The organism is Pedobacter sp. AK013 (assembly GCF_014205835.1).
Taxonomy (GTDB): domain Bacteria; phylum Bacteroidota; class Bacteroidia; order Sphingobacteriales; family Sphingobacteriaceae; genus Pedobacter.
On the sequence record NZ_JACHCQ010000001.1, the window covers coordinates 18,700 to 37,377 of the forward strand.

Here is an 18,678-nt window from a genome sequence, read left to right on the forward strand (position 1 = left end):
GCCCCCTGTACATGATACAGAGGGCCACTCAAAACTCAATATTTTACTATGGGTTAAAAGTTAATCCAATATAGTAGATTGCCCCAGCCGATGGGTTACCATAAGAAGTGAAATAATATTTATTTAGTACGTTAGAACCGCCAAGTTTAACAATTGATTGTACCGAAGGTATTCTTAAACTTAACTGTGCATCTAAAGAGCTATATGCAGGTACCTGGCCTGAGGCAAAAGAAGAATTCCAGTAGAATTGATCTTGCCAACGGTAGGCTAAATTAAAACCAAAGTTTTTAATAATTTCTTTATTGCCAAAACCCAGATTGTAACGGATTTTTGGAGTATTGAAATCGTTGATGTAGTTAACCGGCAAATCGCCTATTTTATTATAAGATACGTTACCACTTATGGTGTATTTACCTACTAAATAATCTAAACCTAAAGCTGCACCGTAAGAGGTTACTTTACCTTCTGCATTAACCGGAACACCGAATTTCACAAAGCTTCCACCCACATTTTGATAAACATCAACTGCGGTAATAAAGTCTTTGTAAATGTTATAGTAACCATAAACATCAACCAATAAATTAGGAAGAAGCAATCCTTTATAACCTAACTCGTAAGATTGAACGCTCTCTGGGCGAACACCTTTTGTATCAAAAGTGTATTGTTGCAACAACGCCGGGTTAGGCGTACCTGTTGCAGCTGCAGATGCTAAAAATGCCCGGTAACTTACATCAGTAAACGCTTTATTGTTATCAAGATGATATTTATCGAACATAATTTCTGGCAAACCACCGATTAATCTTTGAGAACCTCCCCCAACTGAAAGGTCGATATATTGATTTTGCGTAGTTGGGTTACGGTAACCTGTTTGATATGAAACCCTGATGTTGTTGTTTTTGGCAACAGTGAATACCCCGGTTACCCTTGGTGTAAACCGACCTTCGAAATTCTGGCTCTTATCATAACGGCCAGCAAAAGTAAATTTAACTTTATCGTTAAAGAGTTTTTTACCTATTTGTGCAAATGCACCATATTCTTTAATGTTGATAGATTCGTTTAAATCATTAAAAATTGTTCCAGCAGAATTTAGATCATATAAACGATAAGATGCGCCCACCTGAAATTCGACCACTTTATCGAAAAGGTTGGTAAAGTTGTACATACCTTCGTAGTGATATAGATTTGACTTATCATCGAATTTTGCGCCGTAAACACTTTTTGAAGGATCAACAGAATTAATACTTGTTGCACTGATCGTGGTATTCATCACTTTATCTTTTGCAACTTCAAATTGTGGACTACCAGGCTCAAAACGGCCTTGATTGGCAACTCCTCTTGCAAATGCATGTGCGGCAGCATCACTCTGCCCAGCGGCTCTTGCACCAACATAGTTGCCAATATACTGCGGAAACCAGCTTGTTGAAGGTTTAGATATTTCGTTAATATAACTACCCAAAATAGAAGAAATATAAGAATCGCCCGAACGCTCCTGGGTAGTATAAGCTTTTACAAAAAAATCTTCACCCTTTATCTCTAATTTATACTGGCCAATATTAAAGTTACGCAAAGAATAACGGTCAGAACCAGTATAAACTGAAGTTCCGGTACCCCAATTGGCCAATGCTACAGCCTGAACGGTATTACTAATATTGTAATATAATGCACCTGATGCTTTTAACGATTTTGTGTTATAATCAACCAGATTTTCTTCATTATAGCCTGTTCTGGAAATATTCTGATCAGGAATTAAACCTGCTTTCAAGCCCACGTAAAAAGGAAAATAATTTTGTACCGGAGCACGCAATGCGGATGGTAAGCCAGCTAAAAAGCCTGCCTGTTGTGCTGCATTTGGAATAGCAGCACCAAAAGCGCCATCCATTAAGGTTTTAATATTTGGTATTGCGCCGCCTGAACCTGCATTTATACCTGCAATAGTTGCATTTTGAACACTTAAAGCTACGTTCCGCATATTCTGGCTCACTTCGTCACCGTAGCTATTTATCCCATCATAATTTGGATCACTGTTTCTATCACCACCTTTTACGCTTCTGGAGACCCGATCGAAATTCGAATAGTTATTCCCGATCCAATCTTTGGCCTGAAGAAATGAAAATGCAGCTTTTACACCAAATTTATTGTTCCATGATTTTGCCATACGCACATCCAACTGGTTGAAAGGCTGTACACTGCTATTATCATCGTTAACGTGGTTTATCCCTGTTTTATACTGAAAACTTGCTCCAGGATATTTAAAAGGATCTTTCGAGGTCATTAATAAGGTACCATTAATACCACCCGCGCCATAAAGAGCAGATGAAGCACCCGGTAAAAGCTCTACATTGTCTACATCTAGCTCGGTAATCCCTACTATATTACCAACCGAGAAATTCAGTCCTGGCGCCTGGTTATCCATTCCATCAATATATTGGTTAAAACGGGTATTACCGTTTGAATTGAAACCACGGGTATTAATCGATTTGAAAGTTAAACTCTGCATACTGCTTTCTACACCTTTCATATTGTTCAGGGCATCGTAAAATGATGGTGCAGCGATTTCCCTGATGGTAGCGGCACTCATCCGTTCGATAGAAACCGGTGATTCTAATATACGCTCGGGTGTACGTGATGCCGAAACAACCACATCCCCTCCCAAAACCACTGCTGTTTCGAGTTCCAGATTAATTCCCGTAGCATTCCCGGTAATCTGTTGTTCTACTGTACCATAGCCTACGTAAGACGCCACCAGCGTAAAAGGAACTTTTGCTGCTGTGGTAAAAGTAAAACTACCGTTACTTGTGGAGGCTGTACCGCCAGATTGACCTTTGATGGTTAAACTAACTCCTGCTAGCCCTTCTTTCGATTGCTTATCTTTTACGGTACCGCTTACCGTAATACTCTGTGCCTGTGCCGCGATATTGCCTGCGTACACAAATAATAACACATAGAAGATCTGTGTAAAAATTCTGCTCATAAACGATTGTTAATTTGGTTGTTTGTATTATTAGTTATATAAACTTAAATTCTTTTTTTGAATTAAACAAATTATGTTAGCATAATAATTTCAATTCCAAATTATAATTTTGATTGATATACAGTTTGTTGTATTTTGCATTAAACATAAACCGTCATTTTGCCCTATCTTAGCAAAAGACTTGTTAGCTAACCATTATGAATAAAATTAAAGCCCTGTTCTGCATCATCATTCCGATAGCATTAGCTTTTTTATTTAACACCAAATTAGGTAATACACCTCCACTGTTAAAATTCCTAAATCCTTTTATGGGTTTCTGGCAAAATGCAGAAAACAATCATTTTATGTTTAACCATAAAACGAAGATTAAAGGAGCAATAGATAAAATCGAAATCGTTTTTGACGACCGCATGATCCCACATATTTTTGCTCAGAATGATCACGATCTGTATCTGGCACAAGGTTATGTTACCGCCATGCACCGTCTTTGGCAAATGGATTTCCAGACCCGTTTTGCCGCTGGAAGAATTAGTGAAGTTGTGGGCGATAAAGCCATTGAGGTAGACCGCTATCAGCGCCGGATGGGCATGGTTTATGGTGCAGAAAACTCTTTAAAGGGTATGATGGCCGATCCCAAAGCAAAAGAAATGATCTTAGCCTATACCGAAGGGATTAATGCTTATATTAAAACACTTTCTAAAGCCAATTATCCACTAGAATACAAAATACTCGATTTTAAACCAGAAAACTGGACGCCTGTAAAATGTGCTTTGCTCTTAAAACAGATGTCGGCAGTGCTGGCTATGGGTTCTGATGAATTTTACATGACCAATATCCTGAAAAAATTTGGCCCCGAGGTGACCAAAAATCTTTTTCCGGATTACCCATTTCGCGAAGACCCGATCATCCCCGTTGGCACAAAATGGAACTTTTCTCCCTTAGCAACACCTAAACCGCCAGAAAGCTTCACTCAGGCTCAAACCGGCGATGTTAAAACAACCGAAAAAGTAGAGGGTATTGGCAGTAATAACTGGGCATTATCTGGCGCCAAAACCGCATCAGGATACCCGATCTTAGCCAACGATCCGCATTTAGATTTAACGCTTCCATCAATCTGGTACCAGATTCAACTACATGCACCTGGTGTAAATACCTACGGTGTTTCCTTACCTGGTGCCCCAGGTGTAATTATTGGCTTTAACCAGAAAATAGCATGGGGCGTAACTAATGTTGCTGCTGATGTGCTCGATTTTTATCAGATCAAGTTTAAAGATTCTACCCATAATGAATATTGGTATAACAATAAATGGAAAGCCACAACAAAAAGGCTGGAAACAATTAAAATACGTGGAGGGAAAGATGAAGTAGATACGGTTTATTACACTCACCATGGCCCGGTGGTATATTTCCAGAAACCAAAATACGGTAGAGCCGACAATGTACCTGTTGGTGATGCCTTAAGATGGATTGCACATGATGAATCGAACGAACTCATGACTTTTTATTATCTCAACCGGGGTAAAAATTATAACGACTATCGCAAAGCCTTAACTTTTTACACGGCACCCGCACAGAACTTCGTTTTTGCAAGTGTAGATAATGATATCGCCATTACACCAAATGGAAAATTCCCATTAAAATGGAAAGATCAGGGCAAATTTATACTGGATGGAACAGACCCTGCGTACGATTGGCAAGGATGGATCCCAAATGCACAGAATCCAACGGTTAAAAATCCGCCTCGCGGTTTTGTGAGCTCGGCCAACCAATCTTCTACAGACACCACTTATCCATATTACATTAACTGGGAATTTGCACCTTACGAACGCGGAAAAAGGATTAACGACAGATTAACTGCAATGAGCAAAGCCACCTTGGATAGCATCCGCTTAATGCAGACAGATAATTACAGCATTTTAGCACAAAACCTTGTTCCGGCTCTGTTACCTTTATTAAATAATGAGCAGTTAAATGCTACCCAAAAGGAAGCATTATCTTACCTCAGTAAATGGAATAAGCGTTATGATGCGCATGAAATTGCGGCCAGCGTATTCGAAATATGGACCAAACGTTTATCGTATGATATCTGGGCGGATGAATTTGAGGTAAAAGGAATCCCGATGCGTTATCCATCCCGCGACCGCACGGTGGAGATGATATTGAAAGAGCCGAATGCACCATGGTATGACAACATTCATACAGACAAAAAAGAAACACTTGCCGACCTGGTAAACGAATCGTTTAAATATAGCTGCGATAGTTTGGAAAGGCGTTTTGGGCCGATCAACAAAGATTGGGACTGGGCAAATGTAAAACAGAGCAATGTACCCCATCTGGCTAAAATACCTGGATTTGGATCGAAGATTTTACAGATCGGTGGCGCAAAATCGACCATTAACGCCCTTGGCGAAAGTAACGGACCATCATGGAGAATGGTAATCGAATTGGGTAAAATACCAAAAGGACATGGCGTTTATCCTGGCGGGCAATCGGGCAACCCTGGAAGTAAATTTTACGATAACATGCTCGATACCTGGGCAAATGGTAAATTGTACGATCTATTTTATATGCAAAGCCCTGATGATAAATCGGGCACAATTATTTCTCGTTTAAAAATTTCTAAATAAGTTAAAATGGTTTTCATCGTCATCGCAATAATCTGTTTTTTTCTGCAAATGATTGCCCCTTGGTGGGTTATCATTGTCATTTCTTTTGCTACCTGCGGCATTATAGGCAAAACGGGCAAAATTGCTTTCTGGCAATCGTTCTTTGCCATTTTCTTATTATGGATCGGTTATGCCCTGTTTAAAAGCTTACCTAACGATAACCTGCTTGCAGGCCGGGTGGCTGTAATGACAGGTATAACGCTGTGGTGGGCACTATTATTGGTTACGGGATTTTTAAGCGGTTTGGTTGCCGGAATTAGCGGTTATTGTGGTTATCAGTTCCGTATGGCGATGTTAGCTAAAAAAACTGACGAGAAAATAGCATAATGCTTTGTACTTTTGCAGCGTGAATTTAACAGCTGAGGATATATTTTCTATCAAAAACGCAGATGAGTTTAACTCCATTGCTTTAAATATTTTTAAGTTACAGGCTCAAAACTGTAACGTATACCGCGAATATATTTTTCATTTGGGTATTGATGCCGATGAAATAACCGAAGTAGCTCAGATCCCTTTTCTGCCGATCAGCTTTTTTAAAACCCATTCGGTTTTAAGCAGTACCGCCCCTATTGAGGTTACTTTTAGCAGTTCGGGCACTACGGGCATGGCACAGAGCAGCCACCATGTAACTGATGCAAAACTTTATGAGCAGAGTTACCTGCAGGCTTTTACCGAATTTTATGGTGATGTTACCGATTATTGTTTTTTAGCATTATTACCCTCCTACCAACAGCGCTCAGGTTCGTCGTTAATTTACATGGTGAACGATCTGATCGAAAAAAGTAAACATCCACAAAGCGGTTATTTTTTATACAATCACGATGAGTTATTGCAAACCCTGCTCGATTTAAAATCAAAAAATCAAAAAACCGTTTTAATCGGGGTTACTTATGCCCTGCTTGATTTTATCGAAAATTTCGATATCGATTTCCCTGATTTGATTGTAATGGAAACCGGAGGAATGAAAGGAAAACGTAAAGAAATGGTGCGCGAGGAGCTACATGAACAGTTAACCAAAGGGTTTGGCGTAAAAGCTATCCATAGCGAATACGGAATGACAGAACTACTTTCTCAGGCTTATTCTTTGGGTGAAGGTATTTTTAACTGCCCAAGCTGGATGCACATTTTAATCCGCGATACCAATGATCCTTTAAGTTTAATCGAAAATGGCAGAACCGGTGGCATTAACGTAATCGATTTGGCCAATATCAATTCCTGCTCGTTTATTGCCACACAAGATCTGGGCAGGATCAATCCCGATCAGAGTTTTGAAGTGTTGGGCAGGTTTGACAATGCCGATATAAGGGGCTGTAATCTTTTAGTGCAGTAATTAATTTATCTTATCCGAGCAACTGGCACATATACCGGTAGCAATCAGATTAAGATGATCTACCTTAAAACCTGCCGGAACTTTTAACGCCGGAATTTTAACGGTATCTAAACAGTAAATTTTATGGCAGTTATCACAGTTAAAATGCACATGCTCATCATGGTGCTCGTGCGCACTGCAACTATCAGAGCAGATGGCATAGTTGGCCGTGCCCTGTTGATCTAAAACCTTGTGGATAATCCCTTTTTCTTCAAAAGCCTGCAAAACACGGTACAAGGTAACACGATCTGCATCTTTCCCCATTACCTGCTCTAAATAAGGCTGCGAGGTTGCAGAATCTCTTCCGCTCAAAATCTCCAGCACCTGCAAACGTGGAGCAGTTCTTTTTAGTCCATTCTTAACCAAAAGTTTTTCGAAACGCGCTGTATTATTTTCCATAACAATACAAAAATAAGCAATTAATTAATGAGTTTGGCATTTTTGATACTGATTGGTGGGGCATAACTCGCATCCTTCTGTTCCAGTTTTAAAATCCCTTTCACATGGATCGGTTTTTCGCTATAAACTGTAGCACTTTCCATTTCGATCATGATCATCACCGGAATACCGTTCTGTCCACAAAAATAACACTGGTTGATCGGCAGCGTGGCCAATAAGAATTTTTGTTGCTTTTGTCCGCTTTTTATCGGAATCAGATAACCTGTTAAATCGAACTCTCTATTTTCAAAACGTCTGATCGATTCAGTAAATAGGGGCAAAAGTTCATTCTTTTCGGTAAGTTCAAATTTCACCGAGCCGATTACATCCCAGTTTAAAGATCGCAACTGATCTTTAGGGTTGTGCTTTTGCGTTTGTGCAGCGGCAACTGAGCAAACCGAAAACAGACAGAAAATAAAATATAAAGATCTCATCGTTTCACAGCATCTAATAGAAAAAAAGTAGACCGGCTATCGCCAGAATCATTGATTATAAATTTCCCCCGAAGTGTAATGGGCTCATCGGTCCAGGTAATCGGTTTTAAAGTCTTCACTTCTATCATCGAAGGGATATCTCCAGTGCCACAATACGGACAAGAGGCAATGGGCACGATTGAAAACATAAATTCGCTGAAGCTATTACCAACTTTGATAGGAATAATATACCCGGGAAGTTCAATTACTTTATTGTGGATTGCCTTTAATGCGGGTGGAAAAATGGCCTGCCAAACAAGAGGTTTTACTTGCTTGTCGTATTTTAAGCCGATCAGATTCCAAGTAGCGGTCCGCATCTCGGTATGTACATTTACCTGGGCAGTAGCCGTAAAAGAGATCACTATAAATAAAACTGTTATATATTTTTTCATCATAACTGTTTTGCGTTTAAAAGAAAAAATTCGCCTCTATCATCACCCGAATCGTTAATGATGAATATTCCTTTCAGTTTGATCGGTTTTTCGGTAATAGGGATAGCCGTTACCATTTTCACCTGCACCATTGATGGTATATCGCCTGAGCCACAGTACGGACAGGAAGCAATGGGTACAATGGAGAGCATAAATTCGCTAAATTTCGACCCCACCTTTGTGGGAATGATGTAACCGGGCAGCTCGATAACCTTATTGTGTAATGCCTTTAATGCCGGTGGAAAAACACTTCCCCATTTCTTTGGTGCAATTTCGGCATCGTACCTTAAACCGATCAGGTTCCAGGTAGGCGTGCGCATGTCGGTATGTACCTTAACCTGCGCCGCTACTACGTGGATAACTAAACATGAAACAACCAATAAAACCAATTTCTTCATTACATAAAACCTTTAAGGTTATCTGTCTTTGATTAAGGTTTGGGCAATATCAACTTTGTAAATCTGCATAGCAGGAATAAGTGAAGCCAAAGTACCTATAAACAGCCCGATCCAGATTAAATAAATTTCCTGCGGAATTGCCGTAAGCCCGGTTAATTTTGCCTGCGAAGATTCCTGATAAATCCCGATTACCTCAAGCGCAGTATGGCCGACCAATAAACCCAAACAGGTACCGATAAACGTAACCAAAACCCCTTCAAACATGACCAGGAAAAACAATTTCGATTTTGATGCACCCAGGCAACGCATAATGGCCAAATCGTATTTCCGCTCTTTCATCGCGTTGTAAAGACTGATAAAAATACTCAGGGCGGCAATCCCCATAATAAATATGGCAAACCATTGTAGGGTATCTATTCCAACTCCAATGAGCGAAAACAGCCTTGCACTTTCCATGGCCGGAGATGCGGCCTGCATGTTAGTGCTCTGGTTAACCATCCGCGGGAAAAGAATAACCGACATTGGCGATTTGTACTGGATTAGCAAGGCTGTAATCTGTTTATCATTAATTTCTTTGGCTTCTTCCGCAGCAGCGTGGATATGGCCCTCGGTATGCTTCCCTTCATGCATTTTATACACACTGCCAATATTAGTGAGAATCAAATTATCAGTGATATTTCCCTGTGGTTTTAAGATCCCTTTTACCTGGTAAGCATGTTGTTTATGCACATCTCCATTCCCGGTTAAGCCATGTGCACCGAAAAAGGAATCGCCAATCTTAAGCTTGGTTGTTAAAGCTACCGTACTACCCAAAGTTACTTCCAGATCTTTATGCCAAAAACTTCCATTTTGAATAGATAAACCATAAAGATTAGAGAAATTGCTATCGGTGCCAACAATGCGGTACCCATTATAATTATCGCCCAATGCCAATGGAACGGCCCTTTTAACCATCGGGTTCTGCATTAATTTGTAGGCATCTTTAGCCGGGATATTTCCTGTTGGGTAATCGATATGATAAACACTACTTAATATCAACTGTAAGGGGCTTCCTTTTGCGCCCACAACCAGATCGATATCCTTGGCATTTTTCTCCAGTTTGTTGCTAATCTGTGTAGAAGCCAAAAAGAGAATAGACAGGATACCCACACCAAAGGCAACCAAAATAATATTCAAAATTGTTGTGAGCTTATTTCTGATGAGGTTTTTAGTACTGATTTTAAAGATATTCATTAGAGTAGATAGGTTTTAGTAATGTGATCCCGGACTCTTCCGTCATGCGTAGCAATAATCAGTGCTGCACCATTATCTTTAGCCTGGGTAGTCAGCATCTGGATTACCTGATTAGCATTTTCATCATCTAAGCTAGAGGTAGGTTCATCTGCAATTAACAGATCGGGTTTATTTACCAATGCGCGTGCTACCGAAACTCTTTGCAACTGCCCTTGACTTAATTCATCGGGATAATTTTTAGCCAGCTCGGCAATACCCAGATCAGCTAAAAGTGACAGGTTTCGCTCGTGATCTATAGGCAAACCAGCCATTACTGCAGCAAGTTCTAAGTTATCGAGCACATCAAGAGAACGAATAAGATGCGGCCTTTGAAAAATGATGCCGATATGCCTTCCCCTAAATCTATCCCGCTCCTTTGCAGACAAAGTATATAAATCGGTTCCGTTAATTAAAACTTCACCTTGGCTTGGCTTTAAAAGACCGGAAATAATATTAAGAAGCGTGCTCTTGCCACTGCCTGATGCACCTAGCAGAAGCCATTGCTCCATGTCGGCAATTTCCCAGCATGGAAATTTTAAGTTTCGCCCCTTATCATAAACATGTGCTAATGAGCTGATTTTAATCATGATGTACTGCCTTTTGCATTTTTTTAACAACCAGATTTTTAATGGCATAACGCCTGTAAAGTGCTATTCCATCATTTGTGCCATGCTTACAGGCAGGATTTAACATCATAATAAATAGCAATGCAGGGATAAATAAGATTTTATGGTTCATTGACATAATTGACTATTGATGACCCAATGGACAAGATTTAAGCATTCGTAAATTGATATAATGGGCTGCAGCAATGGTAAAGCCGCCAATTGGGATCAAGATGGGCTCCAATGGTTCGATGCCTGAAAAATGTCCCAATGCAATACATGCAAAGCCAGCAATAAGTACCAGGATTGGTATCATGCGGCGGTGCTGTTTGCGGTATGCCGCACTTAAACTCCAAATACCTACGATCAATGAAACTGTAATCATCGTAACTTCAACCGCTTCATTAGCCAGAAAACCCATCCCCCACAAGGGTAAAACGGTAATTAAAAATGGCAATGCGGCGCAATGTATAGCGCAAAGTGTGGAGGCTGTAATACCGATCCGATCGAGGTTGATTCTGTAGCTTCGTAGTTTCATTAAAATAAATTTAGTCGACAAATATAAAAGCAATTTAGTTGCATTTAAAATAATCAGCCTTATATTTGCAACTAAATTGCATTAAAATGATAAAGAAATTACCGGTAACTGTATTAAGCGGTTTTTTAGGGAGCGGCAAAACTACGCTGCTCAACGCCATATTAAGGAATAAGCAAGATTTAAAAGTGGCTGTTATTGTAAACGATATGAGCGAGGTAAATATTGATGCTGCCATGGTTAAAAACCAACATATCTTATCTAAAACTGACGAAAAGCTGGTAGAAATGAGCAATGGCTGCATCTGCTGTACCCTACGTGAAGATCTGATGATTGAAGTAGAAAGATTGGCAAAAGAAGATCGGTTCGACTACCTGCTGATTGAAAGCACCGGAATATCCGAACCCATCCCTGTAGCCCAAACATTTTCTTTTATTGATGAGGCGTTGGGTATTGATTTGAGCAGGTTTAGCCGCTTAGATACAATGGTAACTGTTGTAGATGCTTATAATTTTTACAAGGACTTTGGCTCGGCAGATAAGCTTGTAGACCGTAACATGGTTGATAATGCCGCAGATAAACGTACTATTGTTAACCTACTTACCGATCAGATCGAATTTGCAAATGTAATTTTATTGAACAAAACAGACCTGGTAAGTGATAACGATCTTAAAGTACTAAAGGCGTTAATTGCAAAACTTAACCCAACTGCTAAAATTTATCAGACACTTTTTGGAGAAATAGATCCGGTCTTACTCTTAAATACAGGTCTATTTGATTTTGAATCAGCATCAGATGGTGCCGGATGGAAAAAAGAGCTGGAAGAAGTTCATCAGCCAGAAACTGAAGAATATGGAATAAGTTCAATGGTATTCCGTTCCAAAAAACCTTTTCACCCTGAAAGATTATGGCATTACATCAATAAGGAATTTCCACAGAACATTATCCGTTCAAAAGGCATCTTCTATTTAGCTGCAATGCCCGAGCAGGCTATTAATTTCTCGCAAGCGGGCGGTTCTCTACGCATCGATTTGGCAGGGGTTTGGTGGGCCAGTATGCCGCAGCACGAACGGGAACAATATGTGGACTACCTTGAAAACAGAAGTGAAATTGATGCAGATTGGGATGATGACTTTGGAGACCGTAAAAATGAGCTTGTTTTTATCGGACAGGAAATGAACAACGATGCGCTAAAAAAATCGCTTGAATACTGTCTATTAACTGATACAGAAGTAAAAAATTACGCAACAAAAAACAGCTTTAAGAACCCTTTTGAGCGTATTTTGTCATAAAATAAAATAATAGTCGATGAAATGAACAAAATGGTAGTTTTTCGATGATATTCTTGGGTTTTATTTTGTGTAAATTTGATTTACCCAACCAAACTTACGCTTATTATGAAACCCTCAGAAGAATTAACTTTAGTTAAAACCCGCTTATCATGCCCGAAGTGTAAAAATTTCGAAACCTATAGGGTGCCAAGGGGTTTTCTCTTTAAAACACTTATGCCATGGATTTCAGTTAAGAGATACAAATGTTATAAGTGTTTTAATAAGTTTTACGTATTTAATTAACATCTAAAGTTAACATCTCATTTAAGCCACTTTAGTGGCTTTTTTCATTTCAGGATGAAATAATTCACGAAAAGCAATTCGCATTATTTAAGTGTGGCATGTTGCAGTTTTTTAAATACATATTCTTTATAACTTGCTCCTATTGGTAATTCTTTGGTACCAATTTCAATATCGTAAGCAGTAAAAGCAGTCACCTTTTTCAAATTAACTATAAAAGAGCGGTGAATGCGTAAAAAAGAGCTGTTCTGAAGTTCTGTTTCCAGCTCACTAATTTTGTATTTAGCCGTTACCTTCCTATCGGTACAGTGAATTACAATATAATCTTTTAAACTCTCTACATACAATACTTCGTCCTCATTCAGATTGTGAAACTTGCCCCCTGTTTTGATGTAAATAAACTGATGGGCAGTAACAGGTATTGCCTCAGGTTTAACAATGGGGCCTCTTAACCTCAAATAACGGTCAACAGCCTTAAAAAAACGGTCAAAAGTAATGGGTTTGAGTAAATAATCGATCAGATCGAGATCGTAACCTTCTATTGCGTATTCGCGGTAAGCCGTTGTAATAATTACAGCAGGTGGATTTTTTAAGGTTTTAAGAAAATCAATCCCCGTAATCTGAGGCATTTTAATATCCAGGAACAACAGGTCAACCGGTATTGTCCTGAGCATCTCCAATGCTTTAATCGCGTTTGAGCAGGTACCCACAACCTCAAAAGTATCCAGCTGGTTAATATGATTTTGTATCAATTGAATAGCCAGTGGCTCATCATCAACTAAAAGACATTTTACTTTCATAGCTATTTTGTTCTTTAATGATGTTGTTTTTTAGGTTAATGTGCAGCAAAACTACAAATATATGATCATGAGTACTAATGCTCAAATCGTATTGTTTAGGATAAAGTAGCTGAAGCTGCTTGGTTATATTATTTATCCCGATCCTATTTTCTTCTTTCTCTTTCCCTGGTGTAAAACTATTTGAAACCATAAAACGGAAGCGGTTATCAATTAGCTTTAAATCTATATTAATGATAGGGTCACCGATATCTTCACCAGCACCATGTTTAAAAGCATTTTCGACCAATGAAAGTAAAATCAAAGGGGCAATAATGGTATCATGATCTATTGTATGTGTAAAATTGACTTTTAAACGGCCACCATACCTTAATTTTTCGAGTTCTATATAATTTTTAATCAGCGTAATTTCTGCCGATAACGGCACATAGGTACCATTGCAGCGATACAATACGTGGTCTAGTATTTCAGATAATCCTGCAATTGATTTTGAGGTAATGGGCGAATTAACCAAGGAAAGCGAATAAATATTGTTCAGCGTATTAAAAAGAAAGTGTGGGTTTAACTGTGCCTTTAAGGCCTTTAATTCTGTTTCTGCTCTTTGCTTTTCTAACGAAAGTTGATGTTGCTGTACCGTATATTGTTCTTTAATTAATTTTATAAAAGCAAAAATCCAGGCTGCAGAAAAAGTTAAGGGAAAATAGTGTGTAATAAGCTTAGGTACATCTGTTGCGATTTCCAGAATAGTTTCCTGGCCAAATGGTGGTGTTCTCAAAAAGGGTTCAAGCAGATGTACCACCACTATTCTTGAGCAAACACATATGATATAGCTTCCTACCAGGAAGTAAACGGCTACCACATAATAAGTTCTTGCCGTAATCAGTCTCGGAATGATTAAATAGGTTAGAAAATAAGAAGCAATAATGGTGAAAGAAATATAATAGGCATGCCGGATCAGGATTTTATGAAAATCTTTGTATTCATCAATATCGTAACGGTTAAGAAATACAATTGAGGTAACCAGCCAAAAAATAATATGGCTAAGAAACCGGTGTGCGGAACTGAATTTGGCTATCCTCTCAATTAATGGCATCAACACAAATATACGATTCTTAGCTATCTGAATTTACGCTATCGACGAACACCATAAAAATGCACATGGATGCAGCTTAAATGGCTACGAAAAGGTTTCAGAACTAAAATAAACCTCTTTAGCGCTAAGTCCTGGGCATATAACCATAATTAGATTTTGGCTTTGCTATAATATTCATATTCGGATGAAATTTAAACCCACTATGAATCAGATTAAACAATTTTACCTTTTATTCCTGTTATTATTGGCCCTGCCCGGTTTTGCACAACAAACTGAAGTAATTATTACCGGACGGGTTATAGATGAAAAAACTTTAAAACCGCTGGAAAATGCAGGAGTTAAGCTTTTATCGGTAAATGACCAGAAAATTTTAAAAGCTACCCTCACCAATAACAAGGGCGAATTTGTATTATCTGCACTGCCGGGCAGGTTTGATATTAAAATTGAGTTTATTGCTTACAAAACGCAACTATTAGCAAATAAAGAAATAAAGCAAAGCTTTAGGCTTGAAGATATCATACTAAAAGAAGATGTTCAGCTGTTAAAATCAGTTGATGTAACCGCAGAAAAAACCACGGTAGAATTAAGCTTAGATAAAAAAGTATTTAATGTAGGCAAAGATCTAATTTCAAAAGGTGGCTCTGCGAATGATATTTTAAACAATGTACCTTCAGTAAATGTAGATGCCAATGGCGCCATAAGCCTGCGTGGAAATGCAAGCGTACAGGTATTAATTAATGGAAAGCCATCTATGCTGACCAATAACAACGGTTTAGAACAGATACCCGCCAGCAATATCGAAAAAGTAGAGGTAATTACCAATCCATCATCAAGGTATGAAGCACAGGGCGGTGGAGGTATTATTAATATCGTATTAAAAAAGAATATGTTAAGTGGCTTTAATGGCTCCGTGCAACTTGGTATTGGCGATCCGGCAAATTATAACGGTAATTTAAACCTGAGTTATAAAACCGAAAAAATCAATCTCTTTAGCAACATCGGTTATCGCTACCGGAACCTTTATGGATCTGAGCAACGATACCAAAGCGTTTTAAACAATGAGGTACAGACCATATTAAGGCAAAATAACGAGCAGGGAAGAAATGATGACCTCTATAATGTTTATTTGGGAATGGATTATTACATCAACGCTAAAAACACCTTAACCGGAAGTTTTTATCATGATTTACTGGTAAATAAGGATACCACCAATTACCGTTACAACTATTACAATAAAAACAATGTGCTCGATAGTACGATTAACCGTTTTGAGCATTACAAAGAACCACAAAAATACAATCAGCTCGAACTGAATTATGCAAAAACCTTTGATAACAAAGATCAAAAGTGGAATACGAGTTTACAATATGTTTTCTGGAAAGATGATGAAAACCAGGACATCGCCCAACAAAAAACTTTCCCAGCCCTAAATAACGCCAGCCGTTTAACATCAAGGGATATTGAAAGCAGTGATGCACTATTTATTCAAAGCGATTTTGTAAGCACTTTCTCTGGAGATTCGAAGTTCGAAGCTGGGATAAGGGCAAATATCAGGTCCATTAGAAGTGATTATTGGGCCAAAGCAGACGATGTACTGCTCCCAGCCTATGACAATAAGCTCAAGTACAATGAGAACATTTATGGTGCTTATTTTCAGTATGAGAACAAATTCAAAAAATTTAATTACCTGTTGGGTTTAAGGGCTGAACTGTCGGATATCGGTATTTCAGACCGACAGGGCTCTTTTCAGGCTTCAAAAGATTATATCGATCTATTCCCTACCGCAAATATTACCTATAAACTGCAAAAGAATACCGATTTAAGATTAAGTTATAGCAGGAGGATAAACCGGCCACAGTTTTGGCAGTTAAATCCATTTTCAGGTTTATCTGATACCAGAAACTTAACGGTGGGCAACCCTGATCTGAACCCGATGTACACCAACTCGTTTGAACTTGGTGTATTACAAAGATGGGGAAAACTCACTTTCAACCCATCGGTTTATTACAAACATGCCACCAATTATTTTGAATTTATACTCAAGCAATCTGCTAGTGGTTTTGTGAATACCCCTGTTAACCTCGATTACGAAGACCGTTACGGATTAGAAATTTCAACCACCTACAATCCGTTATCCTGGTGGCGGTTATCCTGGGATTTTAATTATTATGCTTTTAAGCAACAAGGCACCTTCGAAAATAAAGCGTATGGATCTGAAGACCATACCTGGTTTACCCGTATCAATTCGCGAATGAAGTTTCCGAAAAGTTTTTCAATAGAATACAGCTTTAACTATAGAGCTAAAAACACCGATATCCAATCGGTTAATAAAGCGCAGTACCGTGCCAATATTGCCCTCAGTAAAGATCTGTTTAAAGATAAAGTTTCCGTTACCTTAGCCGTAAACAATATGTTCGATTCGTTTATTGATAAGCAGGCTACCACAACAGATACCTACTATTTAGAATCGAATTTTAAAGGGATCGGAAGATTAACCACCGCAACATTGGTTTACCGCTTTAACCGAAAAAAAGATGAGAAAGATCGCCTACCAGACCAAGAGTAGCTACAAAAGAATTTAATTTAATATAGGTAGCTTAAGCTGTGTAATATTAATCCCATCGAAATACCATGTGGCGTTTTAATATTCAATCTTAAATTCGGGCCCAATAAACAGATATTTAATTTCATTGGGCCCGAAAATATTATTCGGCAATCAAAAGAAAGTAGTTTCTTCTACCTTTTTGAACCACAATAAACTTATCATTGATGAGATGTTCAGAATTGAAAACCTGCATTACATCTACAATTTTTTCCTTATTGACAGAAACACCTCCACCTTGGATCAGTTTCTTGGTTTCGCCTTTAGATGAAAAAACAGTGGCTTTTTCTGCGAGTAAGGTAGCCGCATCAATACCCTCTGTTAGCTCAGATTTCGAAATGTTAAACTGTGGGATACCCTCGAACATTTCTAGTACCTGGCTTTCTGACAAGCTTTTCAAAAATTCTAATGATCCGTTTCCGAACAAGAATTCTGAAGTTTTAATAGCCGCTTCTAAAGCTTCCTCCGAGTGGGTTTTTATAGTGATATCTTCAGCTAAAGCTTTTTGAAGGATGCGCAAATGCGGTGCAGCATCGTGTTCCTTTTCTAAGGCTTCTATTTCTTCTTTATTCTTTAAAGTAAAAATACGAATCCATTTTTTCACATCTTCATCTGAAGCATTTAACCAAAATTGGTAGAATTTATATGGAGAAGTTTTCTCTGGATCTAGCCAAACCGCGCCGCTCTCGGTTTTACCGAATTTGGTTCCATCTGCCTTTTTAATTAATTGTGTGGTAATGGCATAAGCTGTACCGGCGTCTTTTCTTCTGATCAGTTCTGTGCCGGTTACAATATTGCCCCATTGATCTGATCCACCCATCTGTACCAGGCAGTTTTCGTTTTTCCATAAATGATAGAAATCGTACCCCTGAATCAATTGATAACAAAATTCGGTGAAAGATAAACCAGAATCACCTTCCAAACGTCTTTTAACGCTATCCTTTGCCATCATGTAGTTTACGGTAATGTGTTTACCTACATCCCTGATAAAGGTAAAAAGGTTCATATCTTTAAACCAATCGGCATTGTTAACCATTACTGCGCCATTTCCACCTTCTTCAAATTTTAAGAATTTAGCCAATTGCTTTTTCATCCCTTTCAGGTTATGCTCAATCATTTCAGGTGTCTGAAGATTACGTTCATCAGATTTCCCCGATGGATCGCCCACCATACCTGTAGCACCACCAACCAAAGCATATGGTTTGTGCCCGGCATTTTGAAAATGAATCAGTGTCATGATCTGCGTTAAGTGGCCAACGTGCAACGAATCTGCAGTCGGGTCGAAACCGATATAACCGGAAGTCATACCCTCGTTTAACTTTTCCTCAGTATTCGGCATAATATCATGCAGCATGCCACGCCATCTTAACTCTTCAACAAAATTCGTCATTGTACAAACACTTTAATAATGTGCGTGCAAAGATAAAATTTTAGCTTAGTTTAAAGCAAATTAGTTG

At 38.7% G+C, this 18,678-nt stretch carries 17 protein-coding genes; 5 read left to right on the forward strand and 12 right to left on the reverse strand.

What is annotated here, in order from left to right; all coding sequences use genetic code 11:
- Nucleotides 1–46 precede the first annotated feature (46 nt).
- Nucleotides 47–2,971 (reverse strand): TonB-dependent receptor, encoded by a 2,925-nt coding sequence (locus tag HDC90_RS00085; protein ID WP_184462619.1) that lies wholly within the window; start codon nucleotides 2,969–2,971, stop codon nucleotides 47–49.
- Between the two features lie 197 nt (nucleotides 2,972–3,168).
- Between HDC90_RS00085 and HDC90_RS00090 the strand changes: the two genes are divergently transcribed.
- Genes HDC90_RS00090 through HDC90_RS00100 form a run of 3 tightly spaced genes read left to right on the forward strand, consistent with a single transcriptional unit; the run spans nucleotide 3,169 to nucleotide 6,967 of the window.
- Nucleotides 3,169–5,598 carry a penicillin acylase family protein gene (locus HDC90_RS00090; RefSeq protein WP_184462621.1) on the forward strand — a complete coding sequence of 810 codons (2,430 nt, stop codon included), beginning with the start codon at nucleotides 3,169–3,171 and terminating at the stop codon, nucleotides 5,596–5,598.
- 6 nt (nucleotides 5,599–5,604) lie between these two features.
- Complete coding sequence (locus tag HDC90_RS00095; RefSeq protein ID WP_184462623.1) at nucleotides 5,605–5,964, forward strand: hypothetical protein; 360 nt, start codon at nucleotides 5,605–5,607, stop codon at nucleotides 5,962–5,964.
- A gap of 19 nt (nucleotides 5,965–5,983) precedes the next feature.
- On the forward strand, nucleotides 5,984–6,967 hold the full coding sequence (locus HDC90_RS00100; RefSeq protein WP_184462625.1) for an acyl transferase: 984 nt from the start codon (nucleotides 5,984–5,986) through the stop codon (nucleotides 6,965–6,967).
- On the opposite strand, the gene HDC90_RS00105 is transcribed toward HDC90_RS00100, so the two are convergent.
- From HDC90_RS00105 to HDC90_RS00140, 8 genes are read right to left on the reverse strand one after another with little or no spacing between them, the layout of a single operon-like run.
- Nucleotides 6,968–7,405: a Fur family transcriptional regulator gene (locus tag HDC90_RS00105; RefSeq protein WP_184462627.1), complete on the reverse strand. Its 438-nt coding sequence runs from the start codon at nucleotides 7,403–7,405 to the stop codon at nucleotides 6,968–6,970.
- 20 nt (nucleotides 7,406–7,425) lie between these two features.
- A complete protein-coding gene (locus HDC90_RS00110) occupies nucleotides 7,426–7,878 on the reverse strand; it encodes a hypothetical protein (RefSeq protein WP_184462629.1) in 453 nt (150 codons plus the stop codon).
- Entirely contained in the window at nucleotides 7,875–8,312 is a 438-nt protein-coding gene (locus HDC90_RS00115; RefSeq protein ID WP_184462631.1) for a hypothetical protein, read from the reverse strand. Before HDC90_RS00115 ends, HDC90_RS00110 begins: the two co-directional genes overlap by 4 nt.
- A complete protein-coding gene (locus HDC90_RS00120; RefSeq protein WP_184462633.1) occupies nucleotides 8,309–8,746 on the reverse strand; it encodes a hypothetical protein in 438 nt (145 codons plus the stop codon). The genes HDC90_RS00115 and HDC90_RS00120 overlap by 4 nt, the downstream gene beginning before the upstream one ends.
- Nucleotides 8,747–8,764: 18 nt before the next feature.
- Nucleotides 8,765–9,979 carry an FtsX-like permease family protein gene (locus HDC90_RS00125; protein ID WP_184462635.1) on the reverse strand — a complete coding sequence of 405 codons (1,215 nt, stop codon included), beginning with the start codon at nucleotides 9,977–9,979 and terminating at the stop codon, nucleotides 8,765–8,767.
- A complete protein-coding gene (locus HDC90_RS00130; RefSeq protein WP_184462638.1) occupies nucleotides 9,979–10,605 on the reverse strand; it encodes an ABC transporter ATP-binding protein in 627 nt (208 codons plus the stop codon). The genes HDC90_RS00125 and HDC90_RS00130 overlap by 1 nt, the downstream gene beginning before the upstream one ends.
- Complete coding sequence (locus HDC90_RS00135; RefSeq protein ID WP_184462640.1) at nucleotides 10,598–10,756, reverse strand: hypothetical protein; 159 nt, start codon at nucleotides 10,754–10,756, stop codon at nucleotides 10,598–10,600. The genes HDC90_RS00130 and HDC90_RS00135 overlap by 8 nt, the downstream gene beginning before the upstream one ends.
- Nucleotides 10,757–10,768: 12 nt before the next feature.
- Nucleotides 10,769–11,161, reverse strand: a complete 393-nt coding sequence (locus HDC90_RS00140) for a MerC domain-containing protein (protein WP_184462642.1) — start codon at nucleotides 11,159–11,161, stop codon at nucleotides 10,769–10,771.
- Between the two features lie 86 nt (nucleotides 11,162–11,247).
- Here HDC90_RS00140 and HDC90_RS00145 point away from each other — a divergent pair, with 86 nt between their 5' ends.
- A complete protein-coding gene (locus HDC90_RS00145; RefSeq protein WP_221451759.1) occupies nucleotides 11,248–12,450 on the forward strand; it encodes a GTP-binding protein in 1,203 nt (400 codons plus the stop codon).
- 365 nt (nucleotides 12,451–12,815) lie between these two features.
- On the opposite strand, the gene HDC90_RS00150 is transcribed toward HDC90_RS00145, so the two are convergent.
- A complete protein-coding gene (locus tag HDC90_RS00150) occupies nucleotides 12,816–13,529 on the reverse strand; it encodes a LytTR family DNA-binding domain-containing protein (protein WP_184462644.1) in 714 nt (237 codons plus the stop codon).
- On the reverse strand, nucleotides 13,504–14,619 hold the full coding sequence (locus HDC90_RS00155; RefSeq protein ID WP_184462647.1) for a sensor histidine kinase: 1,116 nt from the start codon (nucleotides 14,617–14,619) through the stop codon (nucleotides 13,504–13,506). The genes HDC90_RS00150 and HDC90_RS00155 overlap by 26 nt, the downstream gene beginning before the upstream one ends.
- 202 nt (nucleotides 14,620–14,821) lie before the next feature.
- Here HDC90_RS00155 and HDC90_RS00160 point away from each other — a divergent pair, with 202 nt between their 5' ends.
- Nucleotides 14,822–17,185: an outer membrane beta-barrel family protein gene (locus HDC90_RS00160; protein WP_184462649.1), complete on the forward strand. Its 2,364-nt coding sequence runs from the start codon at nucleotides 14,822–14,824 to the stop codon at nucleotides 17,183–17,185.
- Nucleotides 17,186–17,324: 139 nt separating this feature from the next.
- Here the strand turns inward: HDC90_RS00160 and tyrS are convergent, their stop codons facing one another.
- Entirely contained in the window at nucleotides 17,325–18,611 is a 1,287-nt protein-coding gene (gene tyrS, locus HDC90_RS00165) for a tyrosine--tRNA ligase (protein WP_184462651.1), read from the reverse strand.
- Nucleotides 18,612–18,678: the final 67 nt, after the last annotated feature.